The organism is Halomonas sp. 7T, assembly GCF_025643255.1.
GTDB lineage: Bacteria > Pseudomonadota > Gammaproteobacteria > Pseudomonadales > Halomonadaceae > Vreelandella.
Genome location: NZ_CP087112.1, coordinates 1,891,235 through 1,905,557, shown reverse-complemented (window position 1 = coordinate 1,905,557; position 14,323 = coordinate 1,891,235). Strand labels below are relative to the sequence as shown.

General features: G+C 53.6%; 15 protein-coding genes and 4 tRNA genes. 7 read left to right on the top strand and 12 right to left on the bottom strand.

Annotation, left to right across the window (positions count from 1 at the left end):
• Nucleotides 1-81: 81 nt before the first annotated feature.
• Nucleotides 82-1,272, top strand: coding sequence for a 2-methylaconitate cis-trans isomerase PrpF (gene prpF / locus LOS15_RS08875; RefSeq protein WP_263065334.1), 1,191 nt, complete (start codon nucleotides 82-84; stop codon nucleotides 1,270-1,272).
• Nucleotides 1,273-1,363: 91 nt separating this feature from the next.
• Nucleotides 1,364-2,848, top strand: a complete 1,485-nt coding sequence (locus tag LOS15_RS08870; protein WP_263065333.1) for a bifunctional 2-methylcitrate dehydratase/aconitate hydratase — start codon at nucleotides 1,364-1,366, stop codon at nucleotides 2,846-2,848.
• 79 nt (nucleotides 2,849-2,927) lie between these two features.
• Here LOS15_RS08870 and LOS15_RS08865 read toward each other — a convergent pair whose 3' ends face one another.
• On the bottom strand, nucleotides 2,928-3,215 hold the full coding sequence (locus LOS15_RS08865) for a ComEA family DNA-binding protein (RefSeq protein WP_263065331.1): 288 nt from the start codon (nucleotides 3,213-3,215) through the stop codon (nucleotides 2,928-2,930).
• A gap of 274 nt (nucleotides 3,216-3,489) precedes the next feature.
• Between LOS15_RS08865 and pyrF the strand changes: the two genes are divergently transcribed.
• Complete coding sequence (pyrF, locus tag LOS15_RS08860; protein ID WP_263065329.1) at nucleotides 3,490-4,191, top strand: orotidine-5'-phosphate decarboxylase; 702 nt, start codon at nucleotides 3,490-3,492, stop codon at nucleotides 4,189-4,191.
• Between the two features lie 4 nt (nucleotides 4,192-4,195).
• On the opposite strand, the gene lapB is transcribed toward pyrF, so the two are convergent.
• The 3 genes from lapB to LOS15_RS08845 form a co-directional block, all read right to left on the bottom strand.
• A complete protein-coding gene (gene lapB / locus LOS15_RS08855; protein WP_263065328.1) occupies nucleotides 4,196-5,395 on the bottom strand; it encodes a lipopolysaccharide assembly protein LapB in 1,200 nt (399 codons plus the stop codon).
• On the bottom strand, nucleotides 5,396-5,701 hold the full coding sequence (locus tag LOS15_RS08850; protein ID WP_263065326.1) for a LapA family protein: 306 nt from the start codon (nucleotides 5,699-5,701) through the stop codon (nucleotides 5,396-5,398).
• Nucleotides 5,702-5,810: 109 nt separating this feature from the next.
• Complete coding sequence (locus LOS15_RS08845; RefSeq protein ID WP_263065324.1) at nucleotides 5,811-6,107, bottom strand: integration host factor subunit beta; 297 nt, start codon at nucleotides 6,105-6,107, stop codon at nucleotides 5,811-5,813.
• Nucleotides 6,108-6,333: 226 nt separating this feature from the next.
• On the opposite strand from LOS15_RS08845, the gene LOS15_RS08840 reads away from it, so the two are divergent.
• Both LOS15_RS08840 and LOS15_RS08835 read left to right on the top strand, forming a co-directional pair.
• A complete protein-coding gene (locus tag LOS15_RS08840) occupies nucleotides 6,334-6,627 on the top strand; it encodes a succinate dehydrogenase assembly factor 2 (RefSeq protein WP_263065322.1) in 294 nt (97 codons plus the stop codon).
• A gap of 46 nt (nucleotides 6,628-6,673) precedes the next feature.
• Complete coding sequence (locus LOS15_RS08835; protein ID WP_263065321.1) at nucleotides 6,674-6,985, top strand: hypothetical protein; 312 nt, start codon at nucleotides 6,674-6,676, stop codon at nucleotides 6,983-6,985.
• On the opposite strand, the gene nadB is transcribed toward LOS15_RS08835, so the two are convergent.
• From nadB to uvrY, 7 genes are all read right to left on the bottom strand, one after another.
• On the bottom strand, nucleotides 6,962-8,581 hold the full coding sequence (nadB, locus tag LOS15_RS08830) for an L-aspartate oxidase (protein ID WP_263065319.1): 1,620 nt from the start codon (nucleotides 8,579-8,581) through the stop codon (nucleotides 6,962-6,964). The two genes, LOS15_RS08835 and nadB, sit on opposite strands and share 24 nt — an antisense overlap.
• Before the next feature lie 185 nt (nucleotides 8,582-8,766).
• Nucleotides 8,767-8,853 (bottom strand) — tRNA-Leu (locus LOS15_RS08825).
• A 37-nt stretch (nucleotides 8,854-8,890) separates the two neighbouring features.
• A tRNA-Cys gene (locus LOS15_RS08820) sits at nucleotides 8,891-8,964 on the bottom strand.
• A gap of 86 nt (nucleotides 8,965-9,050) precedes the next feature.
• Nucleotides 9,051-9,125 (bottom strand) — tRNA-Gly (locus LOS15_RS08815).
• Nucleotides 9,126-9,210: 85 nt separating this feature from the next.
• Nucleotides 9,211-9,759: a CDP-diacylglycerol--glycerol-3-phosphate 3-phosphatidyltransferase gene (pgsA, locus tag LOS15_RS08810; protein ID WP_263065317.1), complete on the bottom strand. Its 549-nt coding sequence runs from the start codon at nucleotides 9,757-9,759 to the stop codon at nucleotides 9,211-9,213.
• A 100-nt stretch (nucleotides 9,760-9,859) separates the two neighbouring features.
• On the bottom strand, nucleotides 9,860-11,674 hold the full coding sequence (uvrC, locus tag LOS15_RS08805) for an excinuclease ABC subunit UvrC (RefSeq protein WP_263065315.1): 1,815 nt from the start codon (nucleotides 11,672-11,674) through the stop codon (nucleotides 9,860-9,862).
• 46 nt (nucleotides 11,675-11,720) lie between these two features.
• Nucleotides 11,721-12,371: a UvrY/SirA/GacA family response regulator transcription factor gene (uvrY, locus tag LOS15_RS08800; RefSeq protein ID WP_263065314.1), complete on the bottom strand. Its 651-nt coding sequence runs from the start codon at nucleotides 12,369-12,371 to the stop codon at nucleotides 11,721-11,723.
• A gap of 175 nt (nucleotides 12,372-12,546) precedes the next feature.
• Between uvrY and LOS15_RS08795 the strand changes: the two genes are divergently transcribed.
• Nucleotides 12,547-12,622 (top strand) — tRNA-Ala (locus LOS15_RS08795).
• 95 nt (nucleotides 12,623-12,717) lie between these two features.
• Here LOS15_RS08795 and argF read toward each other — a convergent pair.
• On the bottom strand, nucleotides 12,718-13,638 hold the full coding sequence (argF, locus tag LOS15_RS08790; protein ID WP_263065312.1) for an ornithine carbamoyltransferase: 921 nt from the start codon (nucleotides 13,636-13,638) through the stop codon (nucleotides 12,718-12,720).
• A 234-nt stretch (nucleotides 13,639-13,872) separates the two neighbouring features.
• On the opposite strand from argF, the gene grxD reads away from it, so the two are divergent.
• A complete protein-coding gene (gene grxD / locus LOS15_RS08785; protein WP_263065310.1) occupies nucleotides 13,873-14,223 on the top strand; it encodes a Grx4 family monothiol glutaredoxin in 351 nt (116 codons plus the stop codon).
• The last annotated feature ends 100 nt before the right edge of the window (nucleotides 14,224-14,323 follow it).

The following is a 14,323-nucleotide window of genomic DNA, read 5'->3' as shown; positions in this document are numbered from 1 at the left end:
GCCCGCCGCTAAGCGTCGGGCTCTTTTTTGAGCCTGTGGTTTTTGAACATGTGGTTTTGAATATGGTTAGGGAGCGTTGTTATGTCTCATGTTGCACAGATGAGTATTCCTGCTACGTACATGCGCGGCGGTACCAGTAAAGGGGTTTTTTTCACACTGCGCGATTTGCCTGAAGCCGCCCAGGTTCCCGGCGAAGCCCGAGATAAGCTGCTCATGCGGGTAATCGGCAGCCCTGACCCTTATGAAAAACAGATTGATGGGATGGGCGGGGCGACATCCAGCACCAGTAAAACCGTGATTCTCTCTAAAAGTGAGTCACCGGATCACGATGTGGATTACCTATTTGGCCAAGTCTCTATTGATAAGCCTTTTGTGGATTGGAGCGGCAACTGTGGCAACTTATCCGCGGCGGTGGGCCCTTATGCGATTGCCAACGGCTTAGTCGACCCTGCTAACGTGCCGGAAAACGGTATGGCAGAAGTGCGGATTTGGCAGGTTAACATCAGCAAAACCATCGTGGCTCACGTGCCGATGGTCAATGGCCACGTGCAGGAAACCGGCGATTTCGAGCTTGATGGTGTGACCTTTCCCGCCGCTGAGATCCCCGTCGCCTTTATGGACCCTGCAGATGGTGAGGGTGCCATTTTTCCAACGGGTAATTTAGTCGACGATTTAGACGTACCGGGAGTCGGTGTACTAAAAGCGACCCTGATTAATGCGGGTATTCCCACGGTATTTGTGAATGCCCAAGATATTGGTTACACCGGCTGCGAACTACAGGAAGCGATCAACAGCGATGTCAAAGCGTTGGCAATGTTCGAAACGATTCGTGCCCATGGTGCGGTGAAGATGGGATTGATTCAGCATGTAGATGAAGCAGCAAGCCGACAGCATACGCCGAAGGTGGCGTTTGTGGCTCCGCCGGCCAGCTATACAGCCTCCAGCGGCAAACCGGTGAGTGCGGAAAACATCGATTTAGTGGTAAGGGCGCTCTCAATGGGCAAGCTGCATCACGCCATGATGGGCACGGCAGCCGTGGCGATTGGTGCAGCCGCCGCTATTCAAGGGACGTTGGTGAATTTAGCCGCAGGCGGTGAAGAGCGTGATGCGGTTACCTTTGGGCATCCATCGGGATCACTGCGCGTAGGTGCAAAAGCCAGCCTAGTAAGCGGGCGCTGGCAGATCGATCAAGCTGTCATGAGCCGCAGTGCGCGGGTATTAATGGAGGGCAATGTGCGTATCCCTGGGGACACCTTGCTGTCAAATGCGTAGCGTCCATACTGAAAGGTGTTCCTCGGGGTGAGAGTGCTACCACTCGATCATCCGAGATCCCATACCATGAATATGCATTAAGGAGCTCGCTATGTCAGCCACGTCGGAAGTGAACCAGCGGCCTGATTATGATCTCGAGCTCCAGCGTATAGCCGATTACGTGCTGAATTATCGCGTTGAGTCGAAAGAAGCGCTGGAGACTGCCCGTTACTGCCTGATGGATAGTCTTGGGTGTGGGCTGTTGGCACTGCGCTTCCCCGAATGCACAAAGCTACTTGGGCCTTGGGTAGAGGGCACGACGGTACCCTGCGGCGCCCGTGTGCCAGGTACGTCGCTACGCCTTGATCCCGTGAAGGCGGCTTGGGATATTGGCTGCGTGATACGGTGGTTAGACTATAACGATACGTGGCTGGCGGCCGAGTGGGGGCATCCATCCGACAACCTTGGGGCTATTTTGGCAGTGGCCGACCATCTGTCACAAAAGCGCGTTGCCCAGGGTGATACGCCACTGTTAATGCTTGATGTGCTTGAAGCCATGGTCATGGCGCATGAAATTCAAGGCGTGCTCGCGTTAGACAACAGTTTCAACCGCGTTGGGCTTGATCACGTCGTATTGGTTAAGGTGGCCTCTACGGCGGTAGCGGCAAAGCTTTGGGGGGCAGACCGTGAGCAGCTGCTGTCGGCCCTTTCCCACGCCTGGGTCGATGGGCAAAGTTTACGCACCTATCGTCACGCGCCTAACGCCGGTTCACGCAAAAGCTGGGCAGCGGGGGATGCAACCTCGCGAGGGGTTTGCTTAGCAAATATTGCCCTGCGTGGTGAAATGGGCATACCCAGTGCGTTGTCCGCTCGGCAGTGGGGGTTCTACGATGTGCTCTTTAGCCACTCAAATAAAGACCTACGTCTTAAACCTGAAGCCGAGCGCCGCCTGCGTTTCCAGCGTTCGTTTGGCAGTTACGTGATGGAAAATATCTTATTTAAGATTTCTTTTCCGGCTGAATTTCATGCGCAAACGGCCTGTGAGGCAGCCGTGGCGCTATATCCTGACGTGAAAAACCGATGGGATGAGATAGATAAAATAGTGCTGACGACTCATGATTCTGCTATCCGCATTATTTCTAAGACGGGAGATCTCGCCAATCCGGCGGATCGTGACCACTGCTTACAGTATATGACGGCAGTACCTTTAATTTTTGGTGCTCTGAATGCTGAGCATTACGAAGATAGTTTTCATCGAGCGCATCCTGAGATTGATCGGTTACGTGAGAAGATGACGGTGGTTGAAGATCGTCGCTACTCTCAGGACTATCACGACCCTGATAAGCGCTCTATTGCCAATGCCGTTCAGGTATTTTTTAAAGATGGTACCTGCACTGATAACGTGGCCGTTGAATACCCAGTTGGCCACCGCCGACGTCGTGATGATGGTATTCCACTACTAATAGAAAAATTTAAGCGTCACTTATCAACGCGTTTTCCGCCTCGTCAATGTCAGTACATTGAACAGTTATGTTCGGATCAGGCCGGATTTGAGGCGCTGCCCGTAGATCGGTTTATGGCGGCATGGGTAATATAGCGGTGCACGTAAAATACGGTTGTTCTGGTACCTTAACGCCCCAGGCTAAGGTGAGCATCGGGGCGCTAAGGTGTCCTATTTATTCGTCGCTGAAGACGACTTGATCGCGCATGCGGTCAACGGTGGCTGGCCCGATACCGCTAATGCGGGTTAAATCATCTGCCTGCTCAAAAGCACCGTTAGTTTCGCGCTCTTCAATAATGGCAGCCGCTCGGCTTGGCCCTATACCGGGAAGCTCTGCGAGTAGCTCTTCGTCTGCGGTATTGACATTAATAGGGGCTACCGCCTGCGCTAAGACAACACTAGATAGGCCTAAACCTAAGCTAAGTAGCAGTGCAATGAGCAATTTTTTTAATGTTGTTTGCATTGTTTAACATCCCTTGAGTGGTTGTTTGGGCCGCCTAACGACGCTCTGCTACCGCATTCATGTGTCGAGCAATCGCTGTTTGGCCAGGTGTATAAATTAGCGAAGTTTTAATAATCCCTCGCTTTAATAAACTTAAGCGCTTCATCATGAAAATGCTGTAAGCCATGTGCGACTGTTTTTGTAAGCCTTTTGCTACGGGTTATGAGCAAATCGCTTACACAGCAAGCCGGGCTGGGCTGTTACAATGCGCTAAAAATGCATGTGGAGTACGCCCATGGCTACCGATTCGCCTTTGATTATCGCCCTTGATTACCCCTCCCTGGATGCTGCTTTGTGCATGGCTGACCAGTTAGAGCCATCGCGCTGTCGTGTAAAAGTGGGTAAAGAGTTATTTACGCGCAGTGGCCCGGCTGTGTTGGAGGCTTTGCATGGACGTGGGTTTGAAGTGTTTCTTGACCTGAAATTCCACGATATCCCTAATACGGTCGCAAGCGCTGTTCAAGCGGCAGCTGAGCAAGGTGTTTGGATGGTTAATGTGCACGCTTCTGGGGGGCGTCGCATGATGGAGGCGGCAGCCAAGCGTCTTCAGGACCACCACCTATCAACGCACCTTATAGCCGTGACGGTGCTAACCAGTATGCAGACCGAGGATTTGAATGAGACGGGAGTAGCGGCCACGCCGCAGGAGCAGGTGATGCGTTTAGCGTCGCTAACTCAGCAAAGCGGTTTGAGTGGGGTAGTGTGTTCTGCCCAAGAGTCGGCGCAAATTAAAGCCTTGTGCGGCGCTGAGTTTTTGAAAGTTACCCCAGGTATTCGACCAAGCTTTGCGGCTGCTAATGATCAGCAGCGGATTATGACGCCTTCTGAGGCGATGCGTGCGGGAAGCACTCACTTGGTAGTGGGACGTCCGGTGACTCAGGCAGAAGACCCCATGGCAGCATTGGCAGCCATTGAAGCCGAGCTTGCGGTGGTTTAGTTATTTATTCGCCTTCAATGCCGGTAATAGGCTTAATGGTGCCCCAGCGACGACAGCTGGGGCACTGCCATACGAGACTGTCGCTGGTAAACCCACAGCGTCGGCATTGATGGCGAGGCCGGCCTTTCATAAGTGCTCCTGTATGGTGTTTCAAGAGCAGTAGCCGTGAGTCAGGCGGGGTTTTCCCGCTAAGACGCTGGCTCTCCATATAGAGGTCTACTAGGTAATCAAGCCCGCCCAAGCTCGGGGCCTCACGAAGCCATTCACCGGTGCGCTCGATAGCATTATCAACGCCGTCGCGGTGATGCACTAGCTCCCCTAACGTAATAATCACGCTGGTGTAAGGTGCTTGGCCAAGCAGTTGATAGAGCTGGGTCTCAAAGCCCTGTATATCGTTGTTACGCTCATAGGCGCGCTGAAGAGCTGGCAGCATCGTAGGGGTATGGGCAATATCTTGGCGAGGTATGCGTTCAAGCCCGTCAATAGCGCGGCGATAGTGTCCATTTTCCATATCTAGCTCGGCTAGAAGCAGAGTCGCACGAACGCAGTGCTCGTCGAGCTGTAGCGCCTTTTTTAAGTGTTTACGAGCCAGCGCACGGCTAGACTGTTGAATTTCTTCTAAGGCGAGTTCGCATAGCCAGTGTGCGGCGGGTCGGCGCATCCCCGGCTGCTGTTTGATAAGTGGTTGGGCAATGTCCAGAGCAGACTGCCACTCTTTTTCACGCTCTAAGATATCGATTAATAAACGTTTGGCGTCTGAGTGGTACGGAGAGTTAACAGCATGTGCTAAAAGTTCGTGCAGCAAACGTTGTGCGCGGTCGTGGACGCCTAAGGCCATAAAGTCACGCGCTAGCTCAAGCTGAATATGCTGGTTGGTAGACGTAGAGAGTGCTGGGCGAGCAAGTAAGTTTTGGTGAATGCTGACGGCTTTGTCCGCTTCACCGCGTGCCCGAAAAAGCTTACCTAGTGCGATGTGAGTGCCAATAGTATCGCTGTTGACATCCAGTGCATGGATAAAGGTGTTGATCGCTTCGTCAGGCTGCTCATTGAGAAGATAATTCAGCCCGACGAAATACTCGCGGGATGGCTCTGGGGCGCCCCTAGCTTCTTGTCGCCGGTGGCGGAGAGAGGCGCGTCGATATCCCAGGCCAAAACCAATGGCGATGGCTGCCAATAGTACACCCAGCAGCGCGAGATCATGCATTTACGCCACTTCCTTAAGCTCCTGAGTGCGTAAACGGTCTAGCTCTTTGCGCTGCTGCTTGCTGTGCCTTTCGCTGCGCGCCAACCGCGCCTTCAGTCGTACGTAAACACCCAGCATAGCGAGCATGCCTAGGATGACACCACAGGCTAACGTGGCCAGCAGCCATACAGAAAGAGAGACGGGCGGCAGCTCTAACCAAATGAGGTTTAAGGCGACGGTTTGCTGATTGTTGACGGCAAACAGAATGCCAACCAGTAGAACAACCAGCAAAATGATGGCTAGAATCAGCCCTTTTATCCAACGCATGAGAGTTTCCTAGTCAGTGACGTTCACGGTGGTGCTATTGTGTCTGAGTCTGTAAGCGACGTCATCCCGCAGAAGGTCTGATATCCATCGAAAAGCGCGTGATGTTTGGCTAGTAGCCAAGTGCACGGCTAGCATCTACCTGTTCGCGTAGCTCTTTACCCGGCTTGAAGTGGGGAACATATTTTCCCTCTAAATCAACAGGGTCGCCGGTTTTAGGGTTACGCCCTATGCGTGGCTCTCGGTAGTGCAGTGAAAAACTGCCAAAACCGCGTATTTCCACGCGGCCGCCGCTCGCTAAGGCGTCGGTCATATCATCCAGGATAATACGCACCGCCGTTTCCACTTCTTTGACGGATAGCTCCGGTTGCCGCATTGCGATTTGTTCGATCAATTCAGATTTGGTCATCGGTTGGCTCCCTGCGAACTGATAAGGCGCATAGATAGGTGCTTGCGACCTCGATAACATCGAATCCAGCATACTGCGCATGCCGATATAAAACAATTCAGATAAAACAAGGTACTAGGTTAATTAGTGCAAAACTGAATTACAGCATAGGCGAAGGTTGCTGCTGGCGCGACCCTGTGGCTTAGGTATACTGGCATTTCATTTCATCTATCCCGAGAGGCTGACGTTGAGCGACGACACTTCCCCAGCAGCAATACTACGCAAGCGACTTTACTGGCACTCTCGCCGCGGTATGTGGGAGCTGGATTTGTTGCTTATACCTTTCCTTGAGCAACGCTTTGATACGCTCAGTGAGGACGATCAATTAGCCTATGAGCGGTTAATCGAAGAAGAGGATCAAGATCTGTTTGTGTGGCTGATGCATCGTGAATGGCCGGAGGATCCTGTATTACGTCGATTGGTGCAGATGATCGTTGAACATGCCGAAACCACCGATAACTCTGCCTATCGCACGCTCTAAGTGTCAAAGCGCATGCCATGCAGCGTTGGCGTTAGGGCTTTGTGTTGTGTCGAGTGGATTAGTGCCGGTGTGGTGGGTGGTTATTTTAGCGCTTTGCATTGCCTATGTGGTGTGGCGCCAGTATCAGGCGCAGCCCAGTGGTGAGCTGCAGTTAGTAAAAACGGGCGCGCAGCTATTAGGACGTTGGTTGCTGGCAAACGGAGAGCTGAGCGATGAACGGCCAGTGCGCTGCGACTATATCGGCCCGTGGCTGCTTGGTCTTTACGTGGGGTCGCAAAGGGTTTGGCTATGGCCTGATAGTTTGCCAGCCCATAGCCACCGGGCGCTGCGGCGGCTATGCCACCGGGCTGGTCGTTAGCTGCTGAAGCGTAAGCCTGGATGCTGTGGCATTGCTCAGCTGCTTAGGCCAGTCCGTGGAGTAGTGCAGCCCTCGGGATTCATGTCGATTTTGTGCCGCTAATACCGTCAATTGAGCAAGTTTCAGGCACTGTTTGAGGCGATGGCTCTCTGGTTGGGTGGGCTGCTCGACACGTTTATCGTTGGTAGCATGAAGAAGTGTCTTTAGTTTTACATCAATGTCGTTAAGTTTCTTGCCTGCGGTATTCAGACTTTGAGTGCTGCGCACAATGGAGACGTAGTGACTCATTACTTCGCGTATCTCATTACGCATTGCATCAAGCGTGTTGATATCAACACTACCCGCCGCATGGTTAGGTGGCACAACGATGTCGCTAGCGCAGGGTTGGCCAACAGCTGGCTGGGCAAGTAAGTGCTTTGCACAGCTCCGTGCGTATACCAAACACTCCAGTAGGGAATTGCTTGCCATGCGGTTTGCGCCGTGGAGGCCGGTGCAGGCGGTTTCGCCTATGGCATACAGGTTGGCGACGTGGGTGGCACCCTTGTGATCGGTTGCGACGCCGCCGCAGCTGTAGTGCGCCGCAGGCACCACGGGGATCGGCTGTTGGGTAATGTCTAGGCCACGCGTGGCGCAGTGAGCCAAAATCGTCGGAAAGTGATGGGCAATAGCCTCTTTACCAAGATGGCGAATATCCAGCCAAACATGCCCATGTCGACCTTGCTGAATTTGCGCATCGATCGCTCGCGCGACCACATCGCGGGGGGCAAGCTCTGCGCGTGGGTCAATGTCGGGCATAAACCGATGACCCGCTTCATTGAGCAGATAGCCGCCCTCACCGCGCACGGCTTCGCTAATTAAAAAAGCGGGGCCTTCTGGGTCGAATAAACAGGTAGGGTGAAACTGTTGGAACTCAAGGTTCATGAGTACGGCGCCGAGCTCGGCTGCCATTATCATGCCTTCACCGCTGCTGGGAGAGGGCGTGGTTGTGTGGCGGTAAAGCCCGCTGGAACCGCCAGTGGCTAACACAGTGTGACGTGCTAATAAGGTTTGATAGTGCTGTTGTGCGTCTGCCCCCGTGGCGCCAATGCACTGGCCAGCGTCATTGCTGAGGAGGTTTAAAATCGTTAGGTCGTTGCGTTGGATAATGTTCGGATGCGCGCTGACTTTATTGAGCAGCGTATCGACAACAGCGCGCCCGGTGGCGTCATCTGCATGAATAATACGCCGGGCGTTGTGTCCGCCTTCTCTGGTGAGGTGGAAAGGGTAGCGAGCGGCGGGGTCGGGGTCAGGAGTGAATGGTACGCCGTTATCAATGAGCCACTGAATAGCGGCTGGCCCATGGGTCACCGTGTATCTTACCGCGGCTTCATCGCACAGTCCGTCACCCGCAATTAGCGTATCGCGCACATGGGCTTCAAGATCATCGTCGGGGGACAGAACGGCAGCAATGCCTCCCTGAGCCCACCGGCTGGCGCCTTGGTCATCCATCGCTGGGCGGACTAGCGTCACTGAGAGGTGATCGGCAACCTCAAGCGCAAGGGTTAAACCGGCGACGCCGCCGCCGATAATAAGTACGTCGGATGTTGGCGTGCTCATTGGCCCCGCTCCTTTTTCTCACGATCAAGCGCTGTGCGGTATAAGGCAGGCATCATAGCGTGACCGTAATCGCTTGGCGATGCGTGCGGGGAAAAAATCGCTCGCTAGCCTCAATAGAAGTATTAGGCAAACAAAAAAGCTGCGTAGATCAGGTGATCTCGCAGCTTAAATATTTAACTAATAAATGGTGCCCGGAGCCGGACTTGAACCGGCACGGAGTTACCTCCGAGAGATTTTAAGTCTCTTGCGTCTACCAATTTCGCCATCCGGGCAGTGTATCGTAGACGAAGTCTGCCGTTACACTGAAAATGGAGGCTGGAGTCGGAATCGAACCGGCGTACACGGAGTTGCAGTCCGCTGCATAACCACTCTGCCATCCAGCCTAACAAGTCATTGGAGCGGGAAAGGAGATCGATCGGACTGGCGTTCCAGCTCACGACCCTCACTTGCTTTACCACGCTATCCAAGTTGGAGCGGGAAAGGAGATTCGAACTCCCGACCCTCGCCTTGGCAAGGCGATGCTCTACCACTGAGCTATTCCCGCTCGACTCGAGGGCGAATTATACGCATCAGGGCGAGCTTGTCAATCAATGAATTTATCAGCAAGCACAATCAGATACTCTCTTTTTTTACATTGAGCGACTGAGGTGTGGCCATGCAGATTTTAGGTACTGAATCATCGACCATAGGGTCAGGATAGCCGCCGCATAAAGCACGACAACGCCAAATAAGGCAATCTCATGCCCAGGTGGAAAGGCTAATAAAATAAGGATAGCCACCATTTGTAACGTGGTTTTCAGCTTGCCGATCCAGGAAACGGCCACCATGCCGCGTTTGCCCATTTCCGCCATCCATTCGCGTAGTGCTGATATGACGATCTCGCGGCCAATAATAACCAGCGCAGGTAGGGTTAAGACCAAGGTGTCGAAGCGTTCTATTAACAGTGCCAACGCGACTGCCACCATGAGCTTATCGGCAACAGGGTCTAGAAAAGCGCCAAACGGTGTTGACTGGTTCCAGCGCCGGGCCAGATAGCCATCTAGCCAGTCGGTCACTGCTGCCAGGGCAAACAGCCCCGCTGCAAGGGGCATGCTCCAGCTAAACGGCAGATAAAACAGTACTACCAGTAGCGGGATAAAGACGATTCTTGCCAGAGTCAGTATGTTGGGTATATTCATCGCAGGGCGCGATCCTTGCCGGAGAGTCATGAAAGATGGAGTGCTTGCTGAGGGAGTATTCTATCCCCCTTGGCGATCAGCATCCATGTTAAGCGTCGGTTTATCCATTAAGCGCAGTGTAAATTGTTTCTGCAAGGGCGGCGTTAATGCCTGGCACCCGTAACAGTTCATCGCGGCTCGCCTTTTGGACGCCCTGTAAGCCGCCAAAAAATTTCAGCAGCTCACGCCGGCGCTTAGGGCCAATACCTGGAATGTCTTGTAGCGTTGAGGTGCGTCGTGCTTTATCTCGTTGGGCGCGGTGCCCGGCGATGGCAAAGCGATGAGACTCGTCTCGAATGTGCTGGATCAAATGCAGAGCAGGCGAGGCGGGGTCGAGAGGCAGCGGATTATCGGTAGTTTCTAGGAACAGCGTTTCCAGCCCTGCTTTACGCGTCGTACCCTTGGCAACGCCCAGCAAAATAATATTCGTTACGTCAAGGTCGGTTAGCACGCCCCGCGCCATATTGAGCTGCCCCTTGCCGCCATCGACAATCAGCACATCGGGTGCAGTGGCTTCGCCGCTTTTTACACGTTTCAGTCGCCGGGTAAGCGCTTGTTGCATGGCGGCATAATCATCGCCTGCGGCAACCCCTTCGATACGGAAGTGGCGGTAATCGCTTTTGCGGGGGCCTTGGTGATCAAAGACGACGCAGGAAGCGACCGTCGCTTCGCCCTGGCTGTGGCTAATATCGAAGCATTCGAGGCGCTCGGGGATTTTGTCGAGTGCTAGCGCTTTTTGCAGTGCTTCAAAGCGCTGGGTGAGCTGCGTTTTATTAGCCAGTTGCGAGGCGAGCTGCTGTTCGGCGTTGGTCATCGCTAAATGTTGCCACTGAGCCCGATGGCCACGTACTTGGCTGGCGACTCGGACGCGTTTACCTGCTTGTAGCGATAATGCGCTTGCGAGTAGGTCACTGTCTTCAAGCGGGTGGCTAGTGATCACTTCGCTGGGCACATTGTGGGGTTGGCCAAAATAGTATTGGCTAACAACCTCGGTAAGCAGTATTTCCGGCGGTAGGTCTAAGTCATTTTTAGGCATGTGGTGGCGTGCGCCAAGCAAGCGCCCGTCTCGTACGCTAAGTACTGATACCCCGAGTGCGCCCGGTCGCTGGGCCAGCGCAAAAATATCGGCATCGCCGCTTTCATTATCGACAAACTGGCGCTGCTGCAGTTGCCTAAGCTGCTGTATTTGATCACGTAAGCGGGCAGCTTCTTCAAAATTTAAGGCGTTGCTAGCGGCCTCCATATCAGTAGTCAGTGCCTGCGTGACGTGCTCGCTTTTGCCCTCAAGACACATAACCGCATGCTCTACGTCGCGGCGGTACTCTTCCTGCGAGATGTAGTCTACGCAGGGGGCGCTGCAGCGCTGGATTTGGAACTGAAGGCAGGGGCGCGAACGGTGAGCAAAAACGCTATCTTCGCAGTTACGAATGCGAAAAATTTTCTGCATAAGTGCAAGGCTTTCTCTTACCGCGCCGCTGCTGGGGTAGGGGCCTAAGTAGCGGCCATCGTCACGGCGCTGGCGAGCTCGCTTATACTCAAGGGCAGGATAAGGATGACGGTCGGTCACAAACACAAAGGGGTAGGACTTATCATCTCTTAACAAGATGTTGTAGGGCGGCCGCAGCTCTTTAATCAGCGTCTGTTCGAGCAACAATGCTTCGGTTTCGCTGCGCGTAACGGTAATTTGAATATCGGCAATTCGTGCCACCATTGCCTGGGTTTTGGTGTTCAGCTGGCCACGAAAATAGCTGGCAAGCCGCGCCTTTAAGCGTTTGGCTTTGCCGACATAGAGGGTGTTGTGCTGCTCGTCCAGCATTCTGTACACACCCGGAGAGGTGCTTACTGAGCTTAAAAACTGCTTGGCATCAAAAGTCATAGCTGGGTGTCGGCGCTTCAAAACGGCAGAAGCTGCGATGGTAGGGCTATCCCAGGCTGGGGTCAAAGCCCTCGACAAGCCCATGACGCAGGGCGAGATGGGTCAGTTCAACGTCAGTGGCAACCTGCAGCTTGTCAAACAGCCGATACCGGTAAGTGTTAACGGTTTTAGGGCTTAAGTGCAGCCTGTCGGAGATATCTTGGACGCGCTGGCAATTAACGATCATCAGCGCGATTTGTAACTCGCGGTGCGATAGTTGGCTAAACGGATTATTTTCATCGGTAAAATGAGACAGCGCTAGCCGCTGGGCAATCTCTTGGCTGACATAGCGGCGCCCATGGAAAACCTGGCGAATGGCGTCGGTCATTTCTGCGGCATCAGCACCTTTGCTCAAAAAGCCTGAAGCACCTGCCTCAAGCATACGGCGCAGGACGCTATCTTCCATGTGGGCCGTCAAAATAATAACTTTGATGTCCACTAACGTGCGATGAATGCGTCGTGTGGCCTCAAGCCCGCCAATACCGGGCATACGTATATCCATAAGTACAATATCGGGTTTCAGTATGCGGCACTGAGTAACGGCGTTTTCACCATCATCAACTTCGCCGACGACCTTGATGTCGGCTTCTTCGTTTAGCAGGTGCGCAATACTGGTTCTCACCAGGTGGTGATCATCGGCGATTAAAACGTTGATCAAGAGGCAAACTCCTGCATGAAAATCTTCTTGGACACTGGCGCTCGGCTGGTATGCTGCCCCCATAGAGTGCCACAGCTCCTGGCAAAGGAGAATTAGAACATGGTTGTCTAAGCTTTGTCTTGACGATAGGCAAATTCTCGCCTAGTATTTGCCCGCTGCTGCAACGGCAGTACGTGGGGCCTTAGCTCAGCTGGGAGAGCGCAACACTGGCAGTGTTGAGGTCAGCGGTTCGATCCCGCTAGGCTCCACCAATTTTTATCAAAAATGCCTCGCTATCACTAGCGAGGCATTTTTGTATGCGTTTGATGCCACTCTTTCTCTAACGACGTTTTTACTAATTCCGTCGTTAATTGGTTATTTTGCCAAGCAGCAGGAACTCGATGAGTGCTTTTTGCGCATGCAGGCGGTTGCCGGCCTCCTGCCAAACCACGGCGCGGGGGTCATCAAGCAGCGTATGGCTAATTTCTTCACCGCGATGAGCGGGAAGGCAGTGTAAAAAGAGGGCGTCTGGCTTAGCGCTGTCGAGCATCGCTTCAGTAACCTGGAAGCTGGCAAAGTCAGCTTCGCGCTTAGCCTGCTCTTCCTCTTGGCCCATGGAAGCCCACACATCGGTGGTGATCAGATCGGCATCCTTGGCGGCGGCATGTGGGTCATGGAGTAGTGTGATGCAGTCACCGGCAGCGGCCATAATATCGGCGCGGGGTTCATACCCTTTGGGGCAGCAAATGCGCAGTTGAAAGCCAAATTGGCGTGCCGCGTTAATCCATGAGTGGCACATGTTGTTGCCATCGCCTACCCATACCGCGGTGCGACCTTGCACGCTTCCACGCAGCTCGGTCCAGGTCATCACATCTGCTAACAGCTGGCAGGGGTGATAGTCGTCGCTCAAGGCGTTGATCACCGGCACGCTGCTGGCGCTGGCGTAGGCTTCCAAGCCGGCGTGAGAAAACGTACGGATCATGACGGCATCGACCATCTCTGAAAGCACGCGAGCGGTGTCTTCGATCGGTTCGCCACGGCCCAGCTGGGTGTCGCGGGGAGAGAGAAAAAGCGCGTGACCGCCAAACTGCGCCATGCCCGTTTCAAATGATACGCGGGTACGCGTCGACGATTTTTCAAAAATCATCGCCAGCGTGCGGTTAGGCAGAGGCGTATAAACGGGGCCGTTGGCTTTTAGGTCGTTTTTGATTTTGATGGCACGCTGAATCAAATACGCCAACTCATCGGGTGATAAATCCAGCAGGGTAAGGAAATGGCGTGTCGCCATGGTGACTTCTCTCCGCGCAAAAACCCTATCCTAGCGATGCGGCAGGGGATGCGCAACGCGAGCAGCATGCGTAGAATGGCGCCCACAGGATATGGCTGAGTAGTTTGCTCAAGTATTGGCGGGTAACGCAATACTGGTAATGCAACAAGAGTGACACGTGGCCATAAGGTTAAAGCCGGTGGACGAATAGCGTAAACTGGCTTGAATCCCACTATGTAATGTTAGGAGCATATGATGAGCACGACTGCCGAAAATATTCAGCGCCAAATTAGCGAAAACCCGATTCTTATCTACATGAAAGGCTCTCCGCAGTTACCGCAGTGCGGTTTTTCTGCGCAAACTGTTCAAGCGTTGATGAGCTGTGGCGAGCGCTTTGCTTTCGTAAACGTCTTGGATAACCCGGATATTCGCGCCGAGCTACCGAAAATTGCTAACTGGCCGACGTTCCCCCAGCTATGGGTCGAAGGCGAGTTAGTGGGCGGCTGCGATATCGTCATCGAGATGCATCAAAATGGTGAGCTCGAAAAATTGGTTAAAGAAGCTGCCCAGCGTGCGGGTACTGCTGAGAGCGGCGATAGCGCATAAGGTAATGCCTGTGCCAAAGGGCTGTGCGGTTGGCGGGCGTAAGCCCAGCCGCTAGAATGGTGTTTTGTCACGTATAGACCTCAGCCCGCCAAAGGAAATT

Excerpts from the sequence above, each read along its gene's own strand:
- LOS15_RS08870 (WP_263065333.1), top strand. The coding sequence starts at position 1,364 with ATGTCAGCCACGTCGGAAGTGAACCAGCGGCCTGATTATGATCTCGAG.
- grxD (WP_263065310.1), top strand. The coding sequence starts at position 13,873 with ATGAGCACGACTGCCGAAAATATTCAGCGCCAAATTAGCGAAAACCCG.
- LOS15_RS08845 (WP_263065324.1), bottom strand. The coding sequence starts at position 6,107 with ATGACCAAATCTGAATTGATCGAACAAATCGCAATGCGGCAACCGGAG.
- argF (WP_263065312.1), bottom strand. The coding sequence starts at position 13,638 with ATGGCGACACGCCATTTCCTTACCCTGCTGGATTTATCACCCGATGAG.
- LOS15_RS08865 (WP_263065331.1), bottom strand. The coding sequence starts at position 3,215 with ATGCAAACAACATTAAAAAAATTGCTCATTGCACTGCTACTTAGCTTA.
- uvrC (WP_263065315.1), bottom strand. The coding sequence starts at position 11,674 with ATGACTTTTGATGCCAAGCAGTTTTTAAGCTCAGTAAGCACCTCTCCG.
- lapB (WP_263065328.1), bottom strand. The coding sequence starts at position 5,395 with ATGCATGATCTCGCGCTGCTGGGTGTACTATTGGCAGCCATCGCCATT.
- pyrF (WP_263065329.1), top strand. The coding sequence starts at position 3,490 with ATGGCTACCGATTCGCCTTTGATTATCGCCCTTGATTACCCCTCCCTG.
- LOS15_RS08850 (WP_263065326.1), bottom strand. The coding sequence starts at position 5,701 with ATGCGTTGGATAAAAGGGCTGATTCTAGCCATCATTTTGCTGGTTGTT.
- pgsA (WP_263065317.1), bottom strand. The coding sequence starts at position 9,759 with ATGAATATACCCAACATACTGACTCTGGCAAGAATCGTCTTTATCCCG.
- nadB (WP_263065319.1), bottom strand. The coding sequence starts at position 8,581 with ATGAGCACGCCAACATCCGACGTACTTATTATCGGCGGCGGCGTCGCC.
- prpF (WP_263065334.1), top strand. The coding sequence starts at position 82 with ATGTCTCATGTTGCACAGATGAGTATTCCTGCTACGTACATGCGCGGC.